The organism is Propionivibrio pelophilus DSM 12018 (genome assembly GCF_059569095.1).
This window is the reverse complement of record NZ_JCANUT010000062.1, coordinates 1-21,720: the sequence shown is the minus strand read 5'-3', so window position 1 is coordinate 21,720 and position 21,720 is coordinate 1. Positions and strand designations below refer to the sequence as shown.

Annotated in this window: 26 protein-coding genes; 15 read left to right on the top strand and 11 right to left on the bottom strand. The window is 59.0% G+C overall.

Annotation, left to right across the window (positions count from 1 at the left end; translation table 11 throughout):
• The 4 genes from BO74_RS18090 to BO74_RS18075 all read right to left on the bottom strand — a co-directional run.
• The coding region (locus tag BO74_RS18090) for a transposase (protein WP_496444312.1) at positions 1-259 on the bottom strand (259 nt) is incomplete at its 3' end.
• A 54-nt stretch (positions 260-313) separates the two neighbouring features.
• A complete protein-coding gene (locus BO74_RS18085; protein WP_496444310.1) occupies positions 314-1,207 on the bottom strand; it encodes a hypothetical protein in 894 nt (297 codons plus the stop codon).
• Entirely contained in the window at positions 1,200-2,741 is a 1,542-nt protein-coding gene (locus BO74_RS18080; protein WP_496444308.1) for a site-specific integrase, read from the bottom strand. The genes BO74_RS18085 and BO74_RS18080 overlap by 8 nt, the downstream gene beginning before the upstream one ends.
• Positions 2,725-3,633, bottom strand: coding sequence for a tyrosine-type recombinase/integrase (locus BO74_RS18075; protein ID WP_496444306.1), 909 nt, complete (start codon positions 3,631-3,633; stop codon positions 2,725-2,727). Before BO74_RS18075 ends, BO74_RS18080 begins: the two co-directional genes overlap by 17 nt.
• Positions 3,634-4,131: 498 nt before the next feature.
• Between BO74_RS18075 and ssb the strand changes: the two genes are divergently transcribed.
• Complete coding sequence (ssb, locus tag BO74_RS18070; RefSeq protein ID WP_496444304.1) at positions 4,132-4,605, top strand: single-stranded DNA-binding protein; 474 nt, start codon at positions 4,132-4,134, stop codon at positions 4,603-4,605.
• An 85-nt stretch (positions 4,606-4,690) separates the two neighbouring features.
• Here the strand turns inward: ssb and BO74_RS18065 are convergent, their stop codons facing one another.
• Positions 4,691-5,419 (bottom strand): type 1 glutamine amidotransferase, encoded by a 729-nt coding sequence (locus BO74_RS18065; RefSeq protein ID WP_496444302.1) that lies wholly within the window; start codon positions 5,417-5,419, stop codon positions 4,691-4,693.
• Positions 5,420-5,558: 139 nt separating this feature from the next.
• Here BO74_RS18065 and BO74_RS18060 point away from each other — a divergent pair, with 139 nt between their 5' ends.
• The 4 genes from BO74_RS18060 to BO74_RS18045 all read left to right on the top strand — a co-directional run bounded on the left by BO74_RS18060 (position 5,559) and on the right by BO74_RS18045 (position 7,997).
• Positions 5,559-6,116: a retropepsin-like aspartic protease family protein gene (locus tag BO74_RS18060; RefSeq protein WP_496444300.1), complete on the top strand. Its 558-nt coding sequence runs from the start codon at positions 5,559-5,561 to the stop codon at positions 6,114-6,116.
• A 17-nt stretch (positions 6,117-6,133) separates the two neighbouring features.
• Positions 6,134-6,397: a hypothetical protein gene (locus tag BO74_RS18055; protein WP_496444299.1), complete on the top strand. Its 264-nt coding sequence runs from the start codon at positions 6,134-6,136 to the stop codon at positions 6,395-6,397.
• A gap of 61 nt (positions 6,398-6,458) precedes the next feature.
• Positions 6,459-7,013 (top strand): CoA pyrophosphatase, encoded by a 555-nt coding sequence (locus tag BO74_RS18050; RefSeq protein ID WP_496444297.1) that lies wholly within the window; start codon positions 6,459-6,461, stop codon positions 7,011-7,013.
• Positions 7,014-7,073: 60 nt separating this feature from the next.
• Entirely contained in the window at positions 7,074-7,997 is a 924-nt protein-coding gene (locus BO74_RS18045) for a CobD/CbiB family protein (RefSeq protein ID WP_496444295.1), read from the top strand.
• A 14-nt stretch (positions 7,998-8,011) separates the two neighbouring features.
• Here the strand turns inward: BO74_RS18045 and BO74_RS18040 are convergent, their stop codons facing one another.
• From BO74_RS18040 to clpS, 3 genes are read right to left on the bottom strand one after another with little or no spacing between them, the layout of a single operon-like run.
• Positions 8,012-9,139 (bottom strand): threonine aldolase family protein, encoded by a 1,128-nt coding sequence (locus BO74_RS18040; protein ID WP_496444293.1) that lies wholly within the window; start codon positions 9,137-9,139, stop codon positions 8,012-8,014.
• Positions 9,087-11,348 (bottom strand): ATP-dependent Clp protease ATP-binding subunit ClpA, encoded by a 2,262-nt coding sequence (gene clpA, locus BO74_RS18035; protein ID WP_496444291.1) that lies wholly within the window; start codon positions 11,346-11,348, stop codon positions 9,087-9,089. Before clpA ends, BO74_RS18040 begins: the two co-directional genes overlap by 53 nt.
• Complete coding sequence (gene clpS / locus BO74_RS18030; RefSeq protein WP_496444289.1) at positions 11,349-11,660, bottom strand: ATP-dependent Clp protease adapter ClpS; 312 nt, start codon at positions 11,658-11,660, stop codon at positions 11,349-11,351.
• 233 nt (positions 11,661-11,893) lie between these two features.
• Between clpS and BO74_RS18025 the strand changes: the two genes are divergently transcribed.
• Genes BO74_RS18025 through pabB form a run of 4 tightly spaced genes read left to right on the top strand, consistent with a single transcriptional unit; the run spans position 11,894 to position 15,832 of the window.
• On the top strand, positions 11,894-12,097 hold the full coding sequence (locus BO74_RS18025) for a cold-shock protein (protein WP_496444287.1): 204 nt from the start codon (positions 11,894-11,896) through the stop codon (positions 12,095-12,097).
• Positions 12,090-13,751 (top strand): M48 family metalloprotease, encoded by a 1,662-nt coding sequence (locus tag BO74_RS18020; protein WP_496444285.1) that lies wholly within the window; start codon positions 12,090-12,092, stop codon positions 13,749-13,751. The genes BO74_RS18025 and BO74_RS18020 overlap by 8 nt, the downstream gene beginning before the upstream one ends.
• A gap of 32 nt (positions 13,752-13,783) precedes the next feature.
• Complete coding sequence (locus BO74_RS18015; protein WP_496444283.1) at positions 13,784-14,011, top strand: sulfurtransferase TusA family protein; 228 nt, start codon at positions 13,784-13,786, stop codon at positions 14,009-14,011.
• Between the two features lie 24 nt (positions 14,012-14,035).
• Entirely contained in the window at positions 14,036-15,832 is a 1,797-nt protein-coding gene (pabB, locus tag BO74_RS18010; protein WP_496444282.1) for an aminodeoxychorismate synthase component I, read from the top strand.
• 3 nt (positions 15,833-15,835) lie between these two features.
• Here pabB and dut read toward each other — a convergent pair whose 3' ends face one another.
• Both dut and coaBC read right to left on the bottom strand, forming a co-directional pair.
• A complete protein-coding gene (gene dut, locus BO74_RS18005) occupies positions 15,836-16,285 on the bottom strand; it encodes a dUTP diphosphatase (protein WP_496444280.1) in 450 nt (149 codons plus the stop codon).
• A complete protein-coding gene (gene coaBC, locus BO74_RS18000) occupies positions 16,272-17,474 on the bottom strand; it encodes a bifunctional phosphopantothenoylcysteine decarboxylase/phosphopantothenate--cysteine ligase CoaBC (RefSeq protein ID WP_496444277.1) in 1,203 nt (400 codons plus the stop codon). Before coaBC ends, dut begins: the two co-directional genes overlap by 14 nt.
• Positions 17,475-17,524: 50 nt before the next feature.
• Here coaBC and radC point away from each other — a divergent pair, with 50 nt between their 5' ends.
• The 3 genes from radC to rpmG all read left to right on the top strand — a co-directional run bounded on the left by radC (position 17,525) and on the right by rpmG (position 18,694).
• On the top strand, positions 17,525-18,202 hold the full coding sequence (radC, locus tag BO74_RS17995) for a RadC family protein (RefSeq protein WP_496444275.1): 678 nt from the start codon (positions 17,525-17,527) through the stop codon (positions 18,200-18,202).
• Positions 18,203-18,290: 88 nt separating this feature from the next.
• Positions 18,291-18,524 (top strand): 50S ribosomal protein L28, encoded by a 234-nt coding sequence (gene rpmB, locus BO74_RS17990; RefSeq protein WP_496444273.1) that lies wholly within the window; start codon positions 18,291-18,293, stop codon positions 18,522-18,524.
• A 14-nt stretch (positions 18,525-18,538) separates the two neighbouring features.
• Positions 18,539-18,694: a 50S ribosomal protein L33 gene (gene rpmG / locus BO74_RS17985; protein ID WP_305073498.1), complete on the top strand. Its 156-nt coding sequence runs from the start codon at positions 18,539-18,541 to the stop codon at positions 18,692-18,694.
• A gap of 96 nt (positions 18,695-18,790) precedes the next feature.
• On the opposite strand, the gene BO74_RS17980 is transcribed toward rpmG, so the two are convergent.
• The gene (locus BO74_RS17980; protein WP_496444271.1) at positions 18,791-19,555 is read right to left on the bottom strand and encodes a FadR/GntR family transcriptional regulator; all 765 of its coding nucleotides are present in this window, start codon (positions 19,553-19,555) and stop codon (positions 18,791-18,793) included.
• Positions 19,556-19,790: 235 nt separating this feature from the next.
• Here BO74_RS17980 and BO74_RS17975 point away from each other — a divergent pair, with 235 nt between their 5' ends.
• The 3 genes from BO74_RS17975 to BO74_RS17965 all read left to right on the top strand — a co-directional run.
• The gene (locus tag BO74_RS17975) at positions 19,791-20,762 is read left to right on the top strand and encodes a TRAP transporter substrate-binding protein (RefSeq protein ID WP_496444270.1); all 972 of its coding nucleotides are present in this window, start codon (positions 19,791-19,793) and stop codon (positions 20,760-20,762) included.
• A 161-nt stretch (positions 20,763-20,923) separates the two neighbouring features.
• Positions 20,924-21,415: a TRAP transporter small permease gene (locus BO74_RS17970; protein WP_496444269.1), complete on the top strand. Its 492-nt coding sequence runs from the start codon at positions 20,924-20,926 to the stop codon at positions 21,413-21,415.
• A 57-nt stretch (positions 21,416-21,472) separates the two neighbouring features.
• Positions 21,473-21,720: TRAP transporter large permease subunit (locus BO74_RS17965; protein ID WP_496444268.1), on the top strand; the 248-nt coding region annotated here is incomplete at its 3' end.

Sequence of the window (21,720 nt, the reverse complement as noted above, 5' to 3'; positions counted from 1 at the left end):
GATCACGCTCCAGTTTCACTTCCGCCAATTCCTTGCGCAGTCGCGCCAGTTCAATTTCCGTTTCCGTCGGCACCCTCTGGCCTTGCCCAACCTTCGCCAGGTTGCCTGTACGCGACGCCCGCACCCAATTGCCAAGACTGCTCTTTGGCACCGACAAGCGCTTCGCTGCCGCATCCACCGACAGCCCTTCCGCTTCCACCAGCTTCACCGCTTCCGCCCGAAATTCCAGCGTGTAGATCCCTTTCGGTAGTCGTTCCATCCTTGTCCTCCGTTCCTCACATTTTACGAAACGTTGGACTCCACTTTTTTCAGCCTACCTCATTGTTCGCATTGATGGAATAATCGTCTTGACCGTCGGGGCGCCGCCCTTCGCAGGAAACCAGCGCAAACCGGTTCCGAGTTCTCCTGTATTCGGGTCATTCCAATCAGGTATCAGGCAATCGACCGGAACGTTAAGTGCCTCCTCTGCGCGGTCAGGCGAGCAAAGCATTAGCGCGAATAAAGATGAAGTCGCGATCTCCAATGGGTCCGTGGTTGAGGATGTAAAGATTTCGGCCATAGCTTCCATGGCAGCTGGAGCCGGTAATTTTCTGCGACGTGCATCATCAAACTCCTTGCCTACGCGATTCCGCACGTGCTGTGGAGCGGGCACGGGGTTTCTCCACGCAGTTCTCGTGGTGACGATGCCTAAATCACCGATGAAGCCATACATAAGCTCCAGCTGGTTGCCTCGTGAATGGGCCGTCCGGTGAGCAGTGCTTTCTTCCATAAGCTGGCACGCGCGGTTCAGTACTAGCGGGGTCGTTGCGGACGGATCGGCAACGCCCGTCACTTCATACAGGGCGGCTTCGAAGTAGCGGAGTGCTTGTAGCCGCTCTCCAATGGCTGTGGTTTGCCGCATAGCGTGCATATACGCTATAAGCGCCTTGGCGAATCCTAGAAATGGCTGCCTTAACAATGATTCGGAGACGACCGTGGCGGGCTTGCCTTTGCTTCCTCGAATCTCCATACCGAGTTGGGTGAAGTAGAGGTATTGCAATTTGTTGTTCTTTGAAGTGAGACCGAAGACACGCCAAGCGCTTGCCTCGAATTTATTGTCAGCACGACCAAACGGCCGCAGCGTAGTTCTGACATGCTCAACGAATTCGCGCAAATTCGTCAACGCATCGTGCGTAGCACGTGGGACAAAGGGGACAATTTCACCCATCTAATTTTTGCTCGTTTCTAATCGCCCGAACTCGCAGAATGACTTGTGCGCATCCGACGATGGCGCGATCATTGATTGACGCAATCCTTGCGTCGGCGGTTTTCATGAGGTAGTTACGACGGTTAATCATGTAGTCGAACATTGCTTCATGCGGTCCATCGAGCCATGGTTCGAAGCTGTGGCAGCCATAGCAGGACACGGGCTTATCAAACAGGCAGCGAGCATGAGTGCCGCAACTCCCCATGCCGGCACCACTTTGATCAACGCGCAGGTCAATAACGCGGCTACTTGCGTCAGGGCGAGTTGCAGCCGCCTCGTTCTGAATCACCCGTCCAGTGAGCATTTCGACTATAGGCGCCATCTGCACTGCAATCTTGCGACTGAACTGCGCCCGGATGCGTGTCGTTAGGCCAGCATATACTCTGACATGGCGGGTGTCTGCGTGATCCATTAACTCGGCGATGACCAACAAAGGGAGCCCTTCCTCAGCTGCCCGAGTTGCGAACGTGCGTCGAAAGCGAACTGGTGTAACCGGAATGGCGCGGCCATCGAGGCGCTCGGTGGGAACGTGAAGCCTTTGGAACGCGCGGATTAAGTTCATTGACAGCGCGCCAGAGGTGCGGTGAAACTCGAATCCGGGGGCATTCGAGTATTCTGTCTCGCGTGATTGAGGAAACATCGGGAATTGATCGGCATCCATTGTGCCCTTGAATCGCGCCCGCACTTCCTGAACATGGCCCTGAAGGGCCTTCCCCACTTGAGTTGCAATTAGTCTGGGCGTGAACTCACCCCGCACCAATTGATCGCCCTGTTTTGCACGCGGCACGTTGAGAACGTAATCGCCATCCGATCCTTTCTCTGGCGCAATTAGGTCGCAGCACTTCATCGCAGCAAACTGAACGGGGCGCGCTCCGATGGCCATGAACAAATAGGACAGCACGAATGTCTCGGTGTCCATTTTTCTACGAGCATAGGCGTCATTGACCGCCATTTGGATTGCTTCAAATTCCAGGTCGGTAAATGGCCCCTTCTCGGGATCGAGTGTCGCAACGGCGACTCCAACGGGGCTCTGCTTTAGTTTCAACTGCCCCAGAAGGTTGGCAACATCTTGACCAACGCCTGGGGCACCTAGCGCGGCCCATTGTTTGAGAAATGGTCGGATCGCGGCCAGTGCAAATTGGGACTCATACGAAAGCATCTTGTACGCGAGGACGTCAGTCGGTGTGATCTGACTTATCGGCTCGGTCCGCTCGCGTGCCACAGCCCTTAGAAACGCAACTAGTCCCGAAAAATATTGCGATACCGTTGATGATGCTCTGTGCTCAAGATACCAAATTAGGGTGAACTTGATCCCATGTATTAGCGGTGTGCAGGCGATTGGGATCAGGTCGAACGAAAGAGATAGCTGGGTCACGCCATCCCGGAAGCACCACAACGTTTCTTGCGGAGAGTACTGGATTCCACTGCGCGTGCGCGCCTTCTGTGGCAATTTGGCAGCACGGCCCGCAATGAACTTCTCAACGGGGTTGTTCATTGTGCTCAATTTTTAGGCTTTCTTGCATGGAGCGACATGCTGCATTTGCTTTCCTCTGGACATAGCGTCTCGTGTATCGCTTGGGAGAGGAAGACGATTCAGTCCACCCACCCAGATGTACCAGAAAGTCAATCATTTCGTAATCAGTCATTCCGTTTTTGTCGAGGTCTTCGCATAGGTTTTCGAAGAACGTGTGGCGAAGGACATGCGGCCCCACATCTTTTAATAGCGGCGAAACGTCTCGCAGAGGGATAAAGAGTCGATTGATTTCGCTCTTTGAGAGCGGCTTTCCGGTTCCGTTTGCTATTAGGAGAAAGTCATTTGACCGACCTGCCTGGTCACGACGTAGCAATAAGTATTGCTTAATAATTTGGAAGAGGCCAGCTGATATGGGGAGGATACGATCTCGCGTCTTGGTATTGGGTTCGTTCAGCCGTGGATCGTCCTTATCATCGGGCCGTCTCAGAATGGAAATTTCATCCCCCCGCGTGCCGATGTCTCGAATGCGTACCCCGAGAAATTCACTGCGCCGGACCCCTAACTCCAAAAAGCCCCGAACAATGAGTTCATTACGCTTTTTGGAGAATGTGTTCGACCAAGGATTTTGCGGGTGATTCGGCTTTATTACGTCTAGAAGAACACGAGTGGCCTCGCCGTCCAGGCCAGTGCGAAGATGCAAGGTGCTTCGCCCCGTTACCGCCGGTGCTTTGTTCTTAAGTTCCTGTTCAGTTAGATCGCGCAAAGCAGCCAAGTTCGGTCGTGCCTTTGGTGTGGCTCGCAGAATCTCGGTGTTAATGCGCCACATCAGGAATTCACGAATGTAACCAAGTCTGATTGCTGTCGTACTTGGACCAACTTCGGATGATGGGCTCCTGCTCGTCGTCATTTGCATCCGCACCCCTTCGAGGGATACGACTCTACGTTGCGGTGTGTCACCTTCATCCAAGTTGAAAGAATTCTGGCACGAGGCGAGGGGTTGCTTGCATGCTCTGCTGATGGCTTCTATTTCGCTCGGATTGAGAAAGCCCCCAGTTCCCAATCGCTCGTTCAAGTCAATTCCCTCCCGCTCGAGAACGAGGTAAAGTACAATAATCGACCTCAGTGCCTGCGTAATCGTTGCGCTGGCATGACCTTTGGCTCTGAGTGACGATACCACCCAGAGAACCGCATCAAACACAGGAAGACCGCTGTCCCTGCGCACCAACACGGGCAGTCTTTCACCATTGCTAGCGCGAATAATCTTGATAAAAAATGAGTGCACTTGTTGACGAAAATAGAAGTACTCAATAAAAATAATTCTAAGCGATTACGAAAAAACGTCAATGATTGTAATTATTTGTTATATAAAACGAATTCTTAATTTATAGACATTTGTAGAAAGGTGGACGTAATGGCCTCGGTCAATAAAGTCATTCTCGTCGGCAACCTCGGTGCCGACCCGGAAACCCGCTACATGCCGAACGGCGATGCCGTGGCCAATATCCGCCTGGCGACGACCGAGTCCTGGAAGGACAAGGCGTCCGGCGAAAAACGCGAGATTACCGAATGGCATCGCGTCGTCTTCTACCGCAAACTGGCCGAGATCGCCGGGCAGTACCTGCGGAAGGGCTCGCCGGTCTATATCGAGGGCCGCATCCGCACGCGCAAGTGGCAGGACAAGGAAGGCCAGGAGCGCTATACGACCGAAATCGAAGCCAACGAAATGCAGATGCTCGGCGGCCGCCAGAGCGCCTCATCGTCTGGTGGCGAAGTGGAGTACGGCGGCAGCATGCCCTCGTCGGCACCGTCGGGGGGCGGTAATCGCCCGGCCCCGGCCAAGAAGGCACCGAGTTTCGATGACATGGACGACGATATTCCGTTCTGATCGGTAGGTGCTGTAAAAAAATGCCCGGAATCCTCAGTGGATTCCGGGCATTTTTGCGTGTGGCCGGCGCGACGATGTTCCGATGTCAGTCTCTGGCAAGGCCCTCGATCCAGACCGAATAGAGCTGGTCGGCCAACCGGCGCAAGATCGGCAGGCGCTCGCCGGTCTCGGCCTGTATCTGCTCCGGCGTTTGCACCGACGGCGGCAGGGGCTCCAGTCCGTTCGCTTCATCTTCCCAATGGTCGTTCCAGCTGGCGATCATCTCCGGCGTCATCTCCACGTGGCATTGCATGCCCAGGTGCGGGCCAAGAGCGAACATCTGGTTCGCGCAGTAACCGTTGCCCAGAAGGCGTGTCGCCCCTTGGGGGATGCTGAACGTTTCGCCGTGCCACTGGAATATCGTTGCCTCGTCAGATTCATCAAGGGCATCGCCTAACCACCGTCGCGCCTCCTCGCTCTGCAAATCGGCTTCAGCGATACTCCAGCCGATCTCCTTGACCGGGTTCCTGATGACCTGGCCGCCGAGCGCCTTGCTCATCAGCTGGCCGCCGAGGCAGTGTCCGATGATCGGGATGTTCCTTGCGACGGCTTCGCGGATCAATTGGCAACTTTCTTCGATCCATGGCAACGGATCGTTGACGCTGATGGTTCCGCCCATCAGGCAGATGCCTGAAAAGGGTTCCGTCGAGCCGGGAATGGGGGCGCCGCTGTCAACGCAGATCAGTTGCCAGGGAATCGAGTGCCGGTCGAGGAATGTGGCAAAATAGCCCGGACCTTCTGTACGGGTGTGGCGAAATATGGCGATGGGTTTCATGAGTCGATGTTTCCTGTTTGACTATCCAAGGGGCTCGGCCCGTCCTGATTTTACGCGACGCACGCTGTGCCTATCGCTATGTGTGGTGGCTGGTACGTGGAGTTCGGCCGCCTTGGCGACGGATGTGGGACTGGCCGGCATGTTTCCCGGCAAGGCGCTGCTGACCATCAACGGCGGGCAGCCAAAAATCGTGGCGGTCGGTGCTACGACGGATGAGGGGGTCAAAGTGCTGTCGATCAGTGGCGACACGGCAACGCTGGAGGTCAACGGCAAGCGACGCCAGTTGCGCGTCGGGCAGAATGTGGTGTCGCGTCCCTCGGAAAGCGGACCGGCACGCGTCGTGCTGACGGCCGATGCGCGCGGTCATTTTTATTCGACGGGAAACATCAACGGCTCCACGGTCCGTTTTCTCGTCGATACCGGCGCGTCGATGATTTCGCTTGGCGCCGGTGACGCAAGGCGGATTGGTGTTGACCCCGCCAAGGGGGTTCCCGGAGTCGCCAATACGGCGAACGGGCAGACCGTCGTTTCACGCGTCAAGCTCAATTCCGTGCGCGTGGGAGAGATTGAACTAAATAACGTGGACGCGCTGGTTCACCAGCACGACCTGCCTGTGACGCTGTTGGGAATGAGTTTCCTGAATCGCATGGAAATGCAGCGTAACGGGGATACCATGACACTGATTAAACGCTACTAGAGAAAAGAGGGGGATAGATGCCGCATCGCGATCAGGAAATAGCCATGTTGCGCCGCGAACTTGAAATCTTTATGGGAGAGCGGCAGAGCCTGCTGCGCGTGGTTGGCGCCAGCGCCGCGCTGATTGCCTGTCTCGACAGCAATCGTCTTCCGGTAGGGGCTGTTGAATCAGCGGACCAGGTCGCAACCCTGATCAACATGCTGCCGGAAGAAACCCTGCAGGACGCCTTGGGGTCGATCAACGCCGAGATTGAGGAAGAAGAAGCTGCCAAAGGAAACTGACCTTGACGGGAGTGTTTCGCCCGATCTCTTATATCCGGTTGACCTGGAGCGCTTGCGCCGTGTGCTTGCCGCTCTGCCAGAGCATGCCGGGCACGGCGACGAGCCCGGTGTTCCGGTCGAAAGCCCGGTCGCCGCGGCGGTTCTTTTCCCGATCGTGTTGCGCGACAACTGTCCGACCGTTCTTCTGACGCAACGCACGGAGCATTTGCGCGATCATGCCGGGCAGATCAGCTTCCCGGGCGGGCAGGCCGAGTCTGACGATCTTTCTCCCGCGCATACCGCGTTGCGCGAGGCGGAAGAAGAAATCGGGCTGGCCTCCGCGCATGTCGAAGTGCTCGGTACGTTGCCGGAGTACCTGACGGTCACGGGCTACCGGATCACGCCGGTGGTTGCTTTCCTGACCCCGCCTTTCTCGCTTCGCCCCGATCCTTCGGAAGTTGCCGAGGTGTTCGAGGTCCCGCTAGCCTTTTTGATGAATCCGGCGAATCACCAGCGCCGATCGAGAGAGGTTGAGGGGAAAACGCGTTACTTTTTCGCGATGCCGTATGGACGGCACTTTATCTGGGGGGCGACGGCGGGAATCATCGTCAGTCTTGCGCGGGCGCTGGCGCCCTGAGTGTAGTGTGAGGGATACGGGCGTCCGGCCTTGGATGCGCGCTGTTTTTTCGGGGATGTCATGGCGCTTTTTTCGATAATTGCCGTGCTGCTGATCGAACAACTCCGGCCGTTACCCTATGCGGTCATGGTTGGAGTGCCGCTTGAACGTTGGGCGGCGTGGCTCGATGCCCGCTTCAATGCGGGGGAGCGTAGCCATGGCGTCGTGGCCTGGCTGCTCGGCGTCGGGGGGCTGGTGCTGATTGCGGGCATCGTGTTTGCCCTGCTTCGCACGTTCAGCCCGATGTTGGCCTGGGTCTGGAGTACACTGATCCTCTATTTGACGATGGGCTTCCGGCAGTTCAGCCACTTCTACACGGATATCCAGTTGGCCTTGCGACTCGGCGACTTGCCGCATGCGCGCGAGGTGCTGGCCGAGTGGCGTGGCGCTCGCCCCGACGATCCGCCAGTCGCCGGGGTCGCATGCGAATCGATCTGGTGCGCGCTGGCGGCTTCCCACGCGCATGTGTTCGGTGTATTGCTCTGCTTCGTGTTGCTGCCCGGGCCGTGTGGGGCGGTGTTGTACCGTGCGGCCGCCTTTTTTGCCGATCGCTGGGGCAAAAGCGCGGCGTCCGGCACCGGCGATTTCGGAAGTTTCGCCCGGCAGGCTTTCGCAATCATTGACTGGTTGCCTGCCAGACTGACTGCGGCGGTGTTCGCCGTCGTGGGCAATTTCGAGGATGCCGTGTACTGTTGGCGAGCGCAGGCGTCGGGGGGGCGGGCGGATGACCCAAGCGCCGGGCAAGGCAAGACCGTCGTCCTTGCCGCCGGGTTCGGTGCGTTGGGCTTGCAGGCTCTTCAGGCCGTTGAGAACGGCGGCGGAAATGACGGAGGGGAGGCCAGTCTTGCCCTGATGCAAAGCGCCGTCGGTCTGGTCTGGCGGGCTCTGCTGTTATGGCTGCTGCTATTGCTTCTTTTGCAGCTTGCCGGCTTGATGGCGTCCTGAACTGTTCGTGACGTTCAGCGTTCCGCTGAGAGCTCCCGCAGGTCTTTCAGGAGGGCTTCGACTCTTTCGGGCGGGGTGTCCCAGGAGCACATGAAACGGGCGCCACCCGCGCCGATGAAGGTATAAAAGCGCCAGCCGCGCGAACACAGGCCGTCCAGAACAGCTTGAGGCAGGGAGACGAATACTCCGTTGGCCTCTACCGGGAAAAGCAGTTGTGCGCCAGGAATGTCCTGTAGCCCTTTCCCGAGGCGTTGCGCCATCTCGTTGGCGTGTGCCGCGTGTTTCTTCCAGGCGTCGTTGTCAAGCACGCCGAGCCATGGCGCCGAAAGGAAGCGCATTTTCGACGCCAACTGGCCCGCCTGCTTGCAACGCCAGGCAAAGTCTTCCGAGAGTGAGCGGTCAAAGAAAACGACCGCCTCGCCAACCGGTAGCCCCATTTTCGTGCCGCCGAAGCACAGGACGTCAACGCCCGCGCGCCAGCTGATATCCGCGGGGGTGGTGCCAAGCGAAACCAGTGCATTGGCGAAGCGGGCGCCATCCATGTGCACCCGCAGGCCATGGTGGTGGGCCAGTTCCGCGATTGCGGCGATTTCGTCCTGCCGGTAGACCGTGCCGACCTCGGTGGCCTGGGTGAGCGTCACGACACGCGGCTTCGGGTAATGGATGTCGCTCCTGCGGGTGATGACCTCGAGCAGCGCGGCGGGCGTCAGTTTTCCGTTTTCGCCGCTGGCCGGCAGGAGCTTGGAGCCGTTCGAGAAGAACTCCGGGCCGCCGCATTCGTCGGTTTCGACGTGCGCCAGATCATGGCAGACGACGCTATGATAGCTCTGGCACAGTGAGGCCAGCGCCAGCGAGTTGGCCGCCGTGCCGTTGAACACGAAATACACGTCGCAGTCGCAGGCGAACAGGTCGCGCAGACGGTCGGAGACGCGGCGGGTCCATTCATCATTGCCGTACGCAGGCGCGTGTGCCGAATTGGCCTCGACCAATGCGGCAAGCGCCTCCGGACAGACCCCCGCGTAGTTGTCGCTGGCGAACAGCAGCTTGTTGTCTGTCGGACGCGACGAGCGGGGGTGGCCGACGCCGGCTTCAGGCGACAGTTTCGGCCTCCTCCTCGGCAAAGACGAGGCGGACTTTTTCATTCTCGTCGAGATCGACCGTGATCCGACCGCCACTCGCCAGTTTGCCGAAAAGCAGCTCGTCGGCAAGTGCTGCACGGATCGTGTCCTGAATCAGCCGGGCCATCGGGCGGGCGCCCATCAGGGGATCAAAGCCTTTCTCGGCGAGGTGCTCCTTCAGGCGTTCGGTGAAGATGGCTTCGACCTTCTTCTCGTGGAGCTGCTCTTCGAGTTGCATCAGGAACTTGTCGACAACGCGGAGGATGACCTCATGATCGAGCGCCTTGAAGGAAATGGTCGCGTCGAGCCGGTTGCGGAATTCCGGCGTGAACAGACGCTTTATCTCGCCCATTTCGTCGCCAGCCTGCCGCTTGCCGGTGAAGCCCATCGTCGACTTCTGGATGGCCTCCTGCCCGGCATTGGTCGTCATGATGATGACCACGTTGCGGAAATCGGCCTTGCGTCCGTTGTTGTCGGTCAGCGTGCCGTGATCCATCACCTGCAGGAGGATGTTGTAGATGTCCGGGTGTGCTTTCTCGATCTCGTCGAGCAGCAGGACACAGTAGGGCTTCTTGGTCACCGCTTCAGTCAACTGACCGCCCTGGTCAAAGCCTACATAGCCCGGCGGTGCGCCGATCAACCGCGACACCGCATGGCGTTCGAGGTATTCGGACATGTCGAAACGCAACAATTCCACGCCCATGCAATAGGCCAGTTGCTTGGCGACCTCGGTCTTGCCGACCCCGGTAGGACCGGAGAACAGGAAGCAGCCGATCGGCTTGCCCGGCGTGCCGAGACCCGAGCGGGCCATCTTGATCGATTTCGCCAGCGCATCGATTGCTGGATCCTGTCCGAAAACCACGGCTTTCAGATCGCGGTCGAGATTTTTCAGCGCGTTGCGGTCGTCAGTGGATACTTGCGTCGATGGAACACGTGCGATCTTGGCAATGATCTCCTCGATGTCCTGCTTGCCGATGATTTTCTTCTGCCTCGACTTCGGCAGGATGCGTTGCGCGGCACCCGCCTCGTCGATGACGTCGATGGCTTTGTCCGGGAGGTGGCGGTCGGTGATGAAGCGCACCGAGAGGTCGACCGCCGAGGTCAATGCCGCGGCCGAGTACTTGATGCCGTGATGCGACTCGAAACGCGACTTCAGTCCTTTCAGGATTTCGATGGTGTCACTGACCGACGGTTCGTTGATGTCGATCTTCTGGAAACGACGTGACAGCGCGTGATCCTTCTCGAAGATCGTCCGGAACTCGTTGTAGGTCGTCGCCCCGATACACTTCAACTGACCATTGGACAACGCCGGCTTCAGGAGATTCGAAGCATCAAGGGTGCCGCCCGAGGCCGAGCCGGCACCGATCAACGTGTGGATTTCGTCGATGAACAGGATGGCGTTCGGGTTCTCGCTCAATTGCTTGATTACCCCCTTGAGCCGTTGCTCGAAGTCGCCCCGGTACTTCGTTCCGGCGAGCAGCGCCCCCATGTCCAGCGCGTAGACCTTGGCGCTGGCCAGGACCTCGGGTACGTCGTTCTCGACGATGCGACGTGCGAGACCTTCCGCGATTGCGGTCTTGCCTACCCCGGCTTCGCCGACGAGCAGCGGGTTGTTCTTGCGCCGGCGGCAGAGGGTCTGGATGACGCGTTCCAGTTCGTTGTTCCTGCCGATCAACGGGTCGATTCTTCCCTGCAGCGCCAGTGCGTTGAGGTTGGTCGTGTAGCTTTCCAGGGAACCGGGGGCGGCAGTCTGTTCGCCCTCAACCTCTGCGTCCGGTTCGGGTCGCGCGGGTTGCGGTTGAACCTTGCTGATGCCGTGGGAAATGAAGTTGACGACATCCAGGCGAGCGATCCCCTGCTTCTGCAGGTAGTAGACGGCGTGGGAATCCTTCTCGCCGAAGATGGCGACCAGCACGTTGGCGCCATTGACCTCTTTTTTTCCGGAGGACTGGACGTGCAGGATGGCGCGCTGGATCACCCTCTGGAATCCGAGGGTCGGCTGCGTGTCGATGTCGTCCTTGCCTCCGATCGACGGGGTGTGTTCGTCGATGAAGCGGGTGAGATCATTGCGCAACTGTTCGATGTTTCCGCCACAGGCGCGCAGTGTTTCGGCCGCCGACGGATTGTCGAGAAGGGCGAGCAGAAGGTGTTCAACCGTGATGAACTCGTGGCGCTTCTGACGGGCCTCGACAAACGCCATGTGCAAACTGACTTCAAGTTCCTGCGCGATCATTCAACTCTCCTCCATGATGCACGCCAGCGGATGCTGGTTTTCGCGTGCAAAGCTCAACACCTGCTCGACTTTCGTTGCGGCGACGTCGCGCGGATACACTCCGCAGATGCCTCGTCCTTCCGTATGAACTTTGAGCATGATTTGCATCGCTTGTTCTCGATTCATGGAAAAAAACCTTTGCAGCACATGGACGACAAAATCCATCGGAGTGAAGTCGTCGTTGAGCAGTAACACGGTGTAAAGCGGTGGTGGCGCGAGTTTGTTGCGCTGCGCTTCCAGAATCGTGTTGTCTTGATGTTGCCGTTTTGTCATGAGCTCATTCTAACGGCTCTTTCCCGGCACGAAAACCGCATACGAAGACCGGCGAGCTAAACGGCTTTTTGCGTAGAAACCACACGGTTTTCCGCAAATGAAAGTCAAAATGGTTGACGCTTCCTCGAAAGTTGGCGTACAAAGAACGCATGTTTTGGTTCAGCACAACGTTGAGCGCCAAACATGCAAGTCGGGCTTGGCCCGGATCTAGTCTATTTTAAGGAAGTGGCAATATGGCAACTGGTACTGTTAAGTGGTTCAACGACGCCAAGGGTTTCGGTTTCATTACTCCGGATGATGGCAGTGAAGATCTGTTCGCGCATTTTTCGGCGATAACCATGAGCGGATTCAAGACCCTCAAAGAGGGCGAGAAGGTCAGTTTCGATGTAACTCAGGGTCCAAAGGGTAAACAGGCTTCAAACATCGGGCGTGCTTGATTATTCTTTCACGCTGAAAAAACCCGCCGTCAGGCGGGTTTTTTTTGGCCGTCTGTTTCTCGCGTTCTTGAAACAAACCGAAACACCGGGCGCTGCAGACGTTCGCTATCATGAGCGACTTGTTCGACCCTTTCTGTCGTCCCGGCGCACCATGTCACAGTCACGTATCTCCAGACGGATTAAACGGATTAAACGAATTGCCTGTTCGCTGATCGCTATTCTCCTTGGCGCCTCGGCGGTAACGAGTTCCTTTGCGCAGACAAGCTTCAACGATTTGCCCGACCTCGGGGAATCGGCGCGTGCCGAGTTGTCGCCGCAGCTTGAGCGAAAGATCGGCGAGAGCATCATGAACCAGATTCGCCAGCGCGAGCCGAGCTATATCGATGATCCGGAAATCAACGATTATTTGGCGAATCTGGGGCGACGCCTGGTCGAGGCGAGCGACAATCCCACGGGAGAATTCCAGTTCTTCGCGATTCGGGACAATACGGTCAACGCCTTCGCCATGTTCGGCGGGTACATCGGCATCAACACCGGGACGATGCTGACCGCGCAAAGCGAATCGGAACTGGCGGGGGTGATCGCCCACGAAATTGCCCACGTCACCCAGCACCATCTGGCGCGCCAGATTGCCAAGGAAAAACAAAATACGATTCCAGCCCTGGTGGCCATGGCGCTCGGGGTTCTCGCCGCACGTTCCAATACCTCGGTAGCGGCCGGTGCCGTTGCCTCCGTCCAGGCGGGCATGATCCAGTCGCAGTTGGCGTATACCCGTGATTTCGAACGGGAAGCCGATCGCATGGGCTATCAGACGCTGGAGAAAGCGGGCTTCGACGTGCGCGGCATGGGGGAGTTTTTCGACCGTCTGCAGAAGGTGACCCGGCTGTACGACAACAACGCACCGGTTTACCTGCGTTCCCACCCCCTGACGGTCGAGCGGCTGTCTGACATGCAGAACCGGGCAGCCGAGTCGCCTTACCGCCAGGTAGTCAGTAGACTGGACTTTCACCTGATTCGCGCCAGGCTGCGGGCCCAGGACGGCTCTCCGCGTGACGCGGTCCGCGAGTTCGAGAAGCTGCTGCGAGAGAAAAAATACGTATCGCAAGCAGCAGTCCAGTACGGGTTGAGCCTGGCCTTGTTGCGCGCACGTGATGTGGAAGGGGCAAAGCGCGCGAGCGAGAATCTCTCCGCATTGGTTGATTCCTCTGCGATTGTGGCCGGTCTTGTAGCGGAGATTCGGGGCGCGTCGGGAGGTCATGCCGGGGCGCACGCGGTATATCGCGCCGCTTTGCAACGTTTCCCGCAAGCCAAATCGCTGGCGTACGGCTATGCAGGATCGCTTTACTCCGCACGCGATTTTCAGACGGCGCAGGAGTTCTTGGCGTTTCAGTTGCAACGCGATGCCTCGGATTACAAGCTGTATGGCTTGCAGGCGAAGAATTACGCTGCCACAGGGAAGCAGCTGCTACAGCATCGGGCACAGGCGGAGTTTTATTATTTACAAGGGCAACTGGGGCCGGCGATCGAGCAGCTCGAGTTCGCCCAGAAGGCAAAAGACGGAAATTTCTACGAGTTGTCCGCGGTGGACGCGCGGCTGCGCGAACTGCGCAAACAGCACATGGAAGAAGAAAAGAAGAAGCGCAACGGAAGTTAGAATAACGGGCTTCGTTTCAGCGGGAGTTCGTCATGCAGGTTGATCGGGAATTGGATGTCAAGGGGCTGAATTGCCCGCTGCCCATTTTGCGTACAAAGAAAGCACTGTCCGAAATGATGTCGGGCCAGGTGCTGCGTGTCGTCGCTACCGATGCGCACGCGGTCCAGGATTTTCGGGCGTTTGCCAAACAGACGGGCAATGAGTTGCTGAATGTCGCTGAGGTTGATGCGGTATTCGAGTTCATGTTCCGGCGTAAATAGCCCTCTGCCTCTCCTGGTTGATTGATGTCTCCGGAGGAAAATCCGCAGGACTGCTTTGCGCTTTTCGACGATGATCACGGGGCGGCACGGCTCCTGACCGGTTATCGTCGTTCCTTCTCGTTCTGCGGAAACGGGGATGGCGCCACACTCGATGCGACATTCGCGGCCGTCGAGTCCGCGGCCAGTCAGGGCGAGTGGCTGGCGTTGGCGGCGGACTACGAACTCGGCGCGTTGTTCGAGCCGGCAGTTCGCCGTGCTCCTGGAAAACGACCTCTTCTGCGCGGCTGGGTGTTCGGCCAGTCGGAATGCCTGGACGCTGCGGGTGTTGCTGCGTTTCTTGGCGAACGCCTGTCCCGATTGCCCGACGAGGAACGTGTAACCGGCATCGCGGAGATTCGTCCTGCGCTTGATCTCGATGCTTACGTGGCAAAGGTCGAGCAGGTTCTGCGCTGGATCGCCGAAGGGGATTGTTACCAGATCAATCTGACCTTTCCGTTGCGATTCCGGTATTTCGGACACCCGCTCGCACTCTATGCGGCGTTGCGCCAACGTCAGCCGGTTCGGCATGGCGCATTCCTCTCGATCCCTGGCGATCCGTTGCTTTCTTTCTCGCCGGAGCTTTTTTTCGAGCGGCACGGTCGGCAGGTAGTGACCCGGCCGATGAAGGGGACGGCGCCGCGTGGTTCGACTCCGGGCGAGGATGTGGAAAATCGGCGTGCTCTTCTGGCGTCGGCCAAGGAGCGTGCCGAGAACATCATGATCGTCGACCTGCTGCGCAACGATCTGGGCCGACTGGCGGAAGCGGGCAGGGTGCGCGTCGACGCGCTGTGCGAGGTCGAGGCCTACCCGACCCTCTGGCAATCGGTGTCGACCGTGTCGGCGGAGTTGCCCGATGTCCGCTTGCGCGATCTTTTCGCAGCGCTGTTTCCGTGCGGTTCGATCACGGGGGCGCCGAAGATTCGGGCCATGCAGCGCATCGCCGAACTGGAAGGTTCGCCGCGCGGCATCTATACGGGATCGATCGGCTGGCTGGCGCCGGGCGGCGATTGCCGCTTCAACGTGGCAATCCGCACGCCGGAACTCGGCTCGGATGGCCAAGGGCAACTCGGCATCGGCGGCGGCATTGTCATCGATGCGCAACCGGAGCGTGAATACGCCGAGTGCCTGCTGAAAGCACGCTTTCTGACCGGGCTCGATCCTGGGTTCGAGCTGATCGAGACGCTTCGCCTGGAGCAGGGGGGCTATCCGTTCCTGGCGTTGCACCTGCAGCGGCTATCGTCCTCGGCGGGTGCTCTGGGTTTTGCCTGCCCCCTGTCCGAGATTCGCGCTGCCTTGCAGCGACGGGCCGCCGAGAATGGTGCTGGCCTGCATCGGGTGCGTCTGACGCTGGCTCATGCCGGAACGTGGCAACTGACTTCAGCGGCGCTCGCGGAGGATCCGTCTCCGAAGCAGGCGGTTATTGCGTCCGAACTGCTGGATCCTGCCGAGTACCTTTTGCGCCACAAGACGAGCGCGCGCAGCCGCTACGACCGGGCGCTGAAATCGCTGGAAGGGATTCACGGCGCGTTCGACGCGATCTTCCTCAATCTGCGCGGAGAGGTCTGCGAGGGTGCCCGCAGCAACGTTTTTGTCGAGCGTGACGGAGTGCTGCTGACGCCACCCCTGCGTTGTGGCCTGTTGCCGGGCGTGCTGCGGCGTCACTTGCTCGAATCGGGGCGCGCCATGGAGCACGTGTTGGCGCGCGAGGATCTGCTGGGTGATGCGTCCGTCTATCTTGGCAATGCCCTGCGCGGACTGGTTCGCGTCACCGTGATGCCCTGAGGTTCAGCTTTTGCCTGTGCTGCCAAACCCGCCGGCGCCACGCGTGCTCGTGTCGAACTCGTCAACGACGTTGAAGGCGACCTGAAGCACCGGTACGACGACCAGTTGCGCGAGGCGGTCAAGCGGGTTGAGGGTAAAGCTCTCCTGGCCGCGGTTCCACGTCGACACCATGATCTCGCCCTGGTAATCCGAATCGATCAGGCCGACCAGGTTGCCGAGCACGATGCCGTGTTTGTGGCCGAGGCCCGAGCGCGGCAGGATCATCGCAGCCAGACCGGGGTCTTCGAGGTGAATCGCCATGCCGGTCGGGATCAGCAGGGTTTCGCCGGGGAGGATCTTGACGGGGGCCTCGACGCAGGCGCGCAGGTCGAGGCCGGCCGAGCCGGGCGTGGCGTAGTGCGGTGGCGTGTCCTTGAGGCGGGGGTCGAGGATGCGGACGTCAATGCGGTGCATTCGGATTCTCCAGCAGGAAAGCGATGCGCGCGATCAGTTGGCGCGCGAGTTCGAGTTTGGGGGCGGGCGTCAGCGGTTGCTGGCCGCCGTCGTCGAACAGGATCAGGGTGTTGTCGTCGCCGCCGAAGCCGTCCTGGATCAGGTTGCCGACGATCAGCGGGATCTTCTTGGCGCGACGTTTTTTCTCGGCGTATTCGGTAAGGTTCTGCGTCTCGGCAGCGAAGCCGACGCACAGCGGCGGTTGGGGCAGGGCAGCGACGTCGGCCAGGATGTCCGGGTTCTGCACGAGTTCGATCATCGGGGGCGGGGCACCATCCTTTTTCGTTTTCTGTCCGGCAACGTGTGTCGGGCGGTAATCGGCGACTGCCGCGACGCCGATGAACACGTCCCGGGTTGCAGCGCGCTGCAGGACTGCCGCATGCATTTCCAGCGCGCTGGTGACGTCGATGCGGGTGACACCGCGGGGCGTCGGCTGCGACACCGGGCCGCAGACCAGCGTGACGTCGGCGCCAGCCTCCCGGGCCGCGCGCGCTATGGCAAAGCCCATCTTGCCGCTGGAGAGATTGGTGATGCCGCGTACCGGGTCGATGGCTTCAAAGGTCGGGCCGGCCGTTATCAGGACGGTCTTGCTCTTGAGCAGCTTCGGCTGGAAATGTGCGATCACTTCCGCGAGTATCTCCTCCGGTTCGAGCATGCGCCCGTCGCCGATCTCGCCGCAGGCCTGCTCGCCGCAGGCCGGGCCGAGAACGGCGACGTCGTCGCCGAGCAGCGTGGCTATGTTGCGCTGCGTCGCCGGGTTGGTCCACATCTGCCGGTTCATTGCCGGCGCGACCAGTAGCGGGCAATCGCGTGCCAGAGTCAGCGTCGTCAGCAGGTTGTCGGCGATGCCGTTGGCGACCTTGGCGAGAAAATCCGCCGACGCCGGGGCAATCAGCAGCATGTCGGCCTCGCGTGAAAAACTGATGTGCGCCATGCTGTTGGCGACGCTGGAGTCCCACTGGTCGGTGAAGACGCGATTTCCCGATAGTGCCTGAAACGTTGTCGGCGTCACGAAATGCGTCGCAGCGTCGGTCATGGCCACTTGCACCGAAGCGCCCTGTTTGACCAGCAGACGTACCAGTTCTGCGGCCTTGTAAGCGGCAATCCCGCCGGTGATCCCGAGCGCGATCCGCTTTCCTTTTAATTCCATATGGATTTCCCGATAGAATGCCGGTCGGTCATTCTAACCGAGATCATTTCATGGCAATTACCGATTGGCCGGAGGACGAGCGTCCGCGGGAACGGCTGCTCGCCCGCGGTGCGGCCAGCCTCTCTGACGCCGAGTTGCTGGCCATTTTTCTCCGTGTCGGCGTGAAGGGAAAGAGCGCGGTCGATCTGGCGCGCCAGTTGATCAGTCACTTCGGCAGTCTCAATGGACTGTTTGCGGCGAGCCAATCGGCTTTCTCGTCCATTCCCGGCATGGGCTCGGCGAAGTACGCCCAGTTGCAGGCAGTGCTGGAAATGGCGCGGCGGGCGCTTGCTGAACCGATGAGGGAGCGCAATGCGTTCTCGAGTCCTTCGGCGGTACGCGACTATCTGCAGCTGCATCTCTCCGGGCTCCTGCACGAAGTGTTCTTCGCGCTTTGGCTCGATTCGCAGCATCGCCTGCTGGCCGCGGAAGAACTGTTTCGCGGGACGTTGGCGCAAACCAGCGTCTATCCTCGGGAAGTCGTCAAGCGGGCGCTGGCACAAAACGCGGCGGCTGTTGTATTTGCGCACAACCATCCTTCCGGCGTGGCCGAGCCCTCGTCCGCCGATGAAACGCTTACGCGCAGCCTCAAACAGTCGCTGGCGCTGGTCGACGTTCGCGTGCTTGATCACTTCGTCGTGGCCGGTCAATCACCGCCGTTGTCGTTTGCCGAACGCGGTCTCATATAACATCCGAATTCAAAAAAGTCTTGAACTTGCCGCGGGGTTCGGGATAAAATCCCCGCCTTTCTCCCCGAGACCAACTGGAGTAACGATCATGGCACGTGTCTGCCAAGTGACGGGTAAAGCCCCGATGGTTGGGAACAACGTTTCCCACGCCAATAACAAAACGAAGCGCCGCTTCCTCCCGAACCTGCAGTACCGTCGTATCTGGGTCGAAAGCGAAAACCGCTGGGTACGCCTGCGTGTATCCAATGCCGGTCTGCGCGTTATCGACAAGAACGGCATCGACGTCGTGCTCGCCGACCTGCGCGCACGTGGCGAGATCTAACAAGGAGCCTAGCCATGCGTGAAAAGATCAAGCTCGAATCGACCGCTGGAACGGGTCACTTCTATACGACGACGAAGAACAAGAAGACGACGCCGGAGAAACTGGAAATCAAAAAATACGATCCGGTCGCCCGCAAGCATGTGGCTTATAAGGAAACCAAGCTTAAATAAAAGCCCCCTTCGGGTTAAAAAAAGCCTCGCCGAGCAGCGAGGCTTTTTTTTGTCCGATATTCCCGGAACCCCGGTTTTTGCTGAATCACCCGGTTTTCAGTCGGCCCTCTCGTAACCGTTTTTCGCCATGAAAAGCTTGAGGTCGACCGAGCCGAGGCGGCGCGAGGCGCCTTCCATGTGTTCGCGTGCGGCAGCGCGGGCGGCGTCGGCATCCTGGCGGGAAATGGCGTCGACGATGCGTTGATGTTCCTCCTTGACCTGTAGCGACAAGGCGGCCCGGGTTGCTTCGTAACTGCGGGTGATCAGCGTTGCCTTGGTCAGGAAGTTGAAGAGGAACTCAATCAGGGCGAGAAAGTGCGGATTGCCCGTCGCCTCGGCGATGCTCCGATGGAAAACGATGTCGGCATCGACACCGTTCTTTCCCGATTCTTCGTCGAGCTCGATCTGTTTCAGAGTTCGTTTGATTGCCGCCATCTGCTCCCGTGTGCGACGTTTGGCCGCCAGGGCGGCGATCTCGCCTTCCAGCGACATTCTCAGTTCGACGACCTGCAGCACCGACTGGATCGAATCCATGATGCTCGGGTTGATGCGGAACGGTGCGTGCATGTTGCGGTCGCGGACGAAAACACCGCTGCCCTGGCGCGATTCGACCAGTCCTTCTGATTTCAGGCGTGAAACGGCCTCGCGGATAACCGTTCGACTGACGCCGAATCGGCTGGCCATCTTCAGTTCTGACGGCAAACGCGCGCCCGGCGGGAAATCTTCCCCATTGATCAATTGCGTCAATGCATTGAAGACGCGATCGGTGAGCGTACCGGTCGCTGTGATCCGTTCGACCTTGAATTCAGGTGTGGATGCCATTGTTCTGACCCCGTCAGTTTTTTATTTACGGATGTTGTAATTGATCCGTTTCTATGTTTTACTAATTGAAAGTTATCATATGTAATCTTGTATGACAACTTTTTTAAGGAGTGCTCCGCTCAAAGACGGGGCGTAGATAATAGAAACGATCAAGGCAGTTGTTCATCGCTGGTTTTAGTGATTTAGGCGATGTTGTCTGAAGAGCTGGGCTGGCATTTTTAGAGAGGGAAGACAGATGAAAGCAACGAAGATAGTGGCAGGGCTGCTGGTGGGCTTTGGTTTGGTGGTATCGGCGCAGGCGCAGACGGTGTTCAAGATTGGCTGGACGAACACCATTGACTCGCACTACGGGGTGGGCGTGACCACGTTTGGCGACGAGATTGCCAAGCGCACCGACGGGCGCTACAAACTGCAATACTTCCCGTCGGGGGCATTGGGAGGCGAGCGCGAAATGCTCGAAGCCGTCCAACTCGGCACGCAAGACATGATCATCACCTCCACCGGTCCGGTCGGCAACTTCGTTCCCGAGACCCGGATCGTGGACATTCCCTACCTGTTCCGTGACTACGAGCACGCCCGCAAAGTGCTTGACGGACAGATCGGCCAAGACATCCTCACCAAATTCCCGGCCAAGGGCCTGGTCGCCATCAGCTGGATGGAGAATGGCTTCCGGCACATCACCAACAGCAAGCGGCCGGTCAAGACCCCGGACGACGTCAAGGGCCTGAAGATCCGCACCATGGAAAACAAGGTGCACATGGAAGCCTTCAAGGCCATGGGCGCGCTGCCGACCCCGATGAACATGAACGAAGTGTTCACCGCTCTGCAGACCGGTACGGTGGACGGCCAGGAAAACCCCATCCCGGTGATTCTCGCCAACAAGCTCTACACCGTGCAGAAATACGTCACCCTCGACTCGCACGTCTACTCCCCGGCGCTGCTCATCATCAACAAGGGCCTGTGGGACAAGATCAGCGACGCCGACAAGGCCGCCTTCCAGGAAGCCGCCAAGATCGCCCTGGCCGCCAACCGCAAGAAGGTCAACGACGACGAAGCCAAGGGCATCGAAGTCATGACCAAGGCCGGCACCGAAGTCATCACCAAGGTCGACAACGCCGCCTTCCAGAAGGCTGTGGCCTCCGCCTACACCAGCTACAACAAGGAATTCGGCGAAGCCAACATCAAGAAGATCATGGACGTCAAATAAGCGACGTACCGGATCCGCACCACCCCTTCCGTTGACAAAAATCACCCGTGACCCGACACCGTCACGGGTGATTTGACGACGGAAGGCAAAACAACAAGTCTCCCAACGCAGAAACAGCCGGGCTGCCCCTGAAGAGGGACGGCCCCGGCCGGAGCTCACCCATGAAAACCTGCTTCCTCGCCATCGAACGGCGGCTCACCGCCGTCATCGTCGTCCTGGCCTGCCTCCTGCTCGGACTCGCCTCCGCGCTCGGCATGTACCAGGTCCTCATCCGCTTCATCTTCGGCACGCCGTCCACCTGGAGCGAAATTGCCATCCGTCTCGTCATCATCTGGATGGTCATGTTCGGCGTCGTCGTCGCCTTCCGCGAAGGCGCCCAAGTCTGCGTCGACCTCATGTACCGCCTCAGCGGCCGCTTCCGTCGCCCGTTGCACCTCCTGATCACCGTCGTCTCCGTACTCTTCCTGGGCGTCCTCGTCTGGTACGGCATCGACATCGCCTGGCGCACCCGCTTCCAGGAAATCGGCGGCATGGAATTCCTGCCCATGAGCGTCGGCTACGCCGCCCTCCCGGTCGGCGCCTTCTTCGCCATCATCGCCGCCATCGCCAACTTCCTCGACCCGCGCCACGCCGACCTCGAAACCCAACAATAAGCCGACGACAAAAACAACACGCGTCCGTTGTTACCACCGTAAGCACAAGGAACTCCCATGACCGCCGCCATGTTCGTCTCGATGATCATCTTCTTCGCGTTCAGCGTCCCGATCGCCATCTCGATCGGCTTCGCCAGCGTGACGGGGATTCATCTCTTCACCAACATTCCCATGCTGATCGTGCCCAAGGAAATCTTCTCCGCGATCGACAAGTTCGCCCTGGGCGCCATTCCCTTCTTCATCCTTGCCGGCAACCTGATGGAAGTCGGCGGCATCTCCAACCGCCTCGTCAACTTCGCCAAATC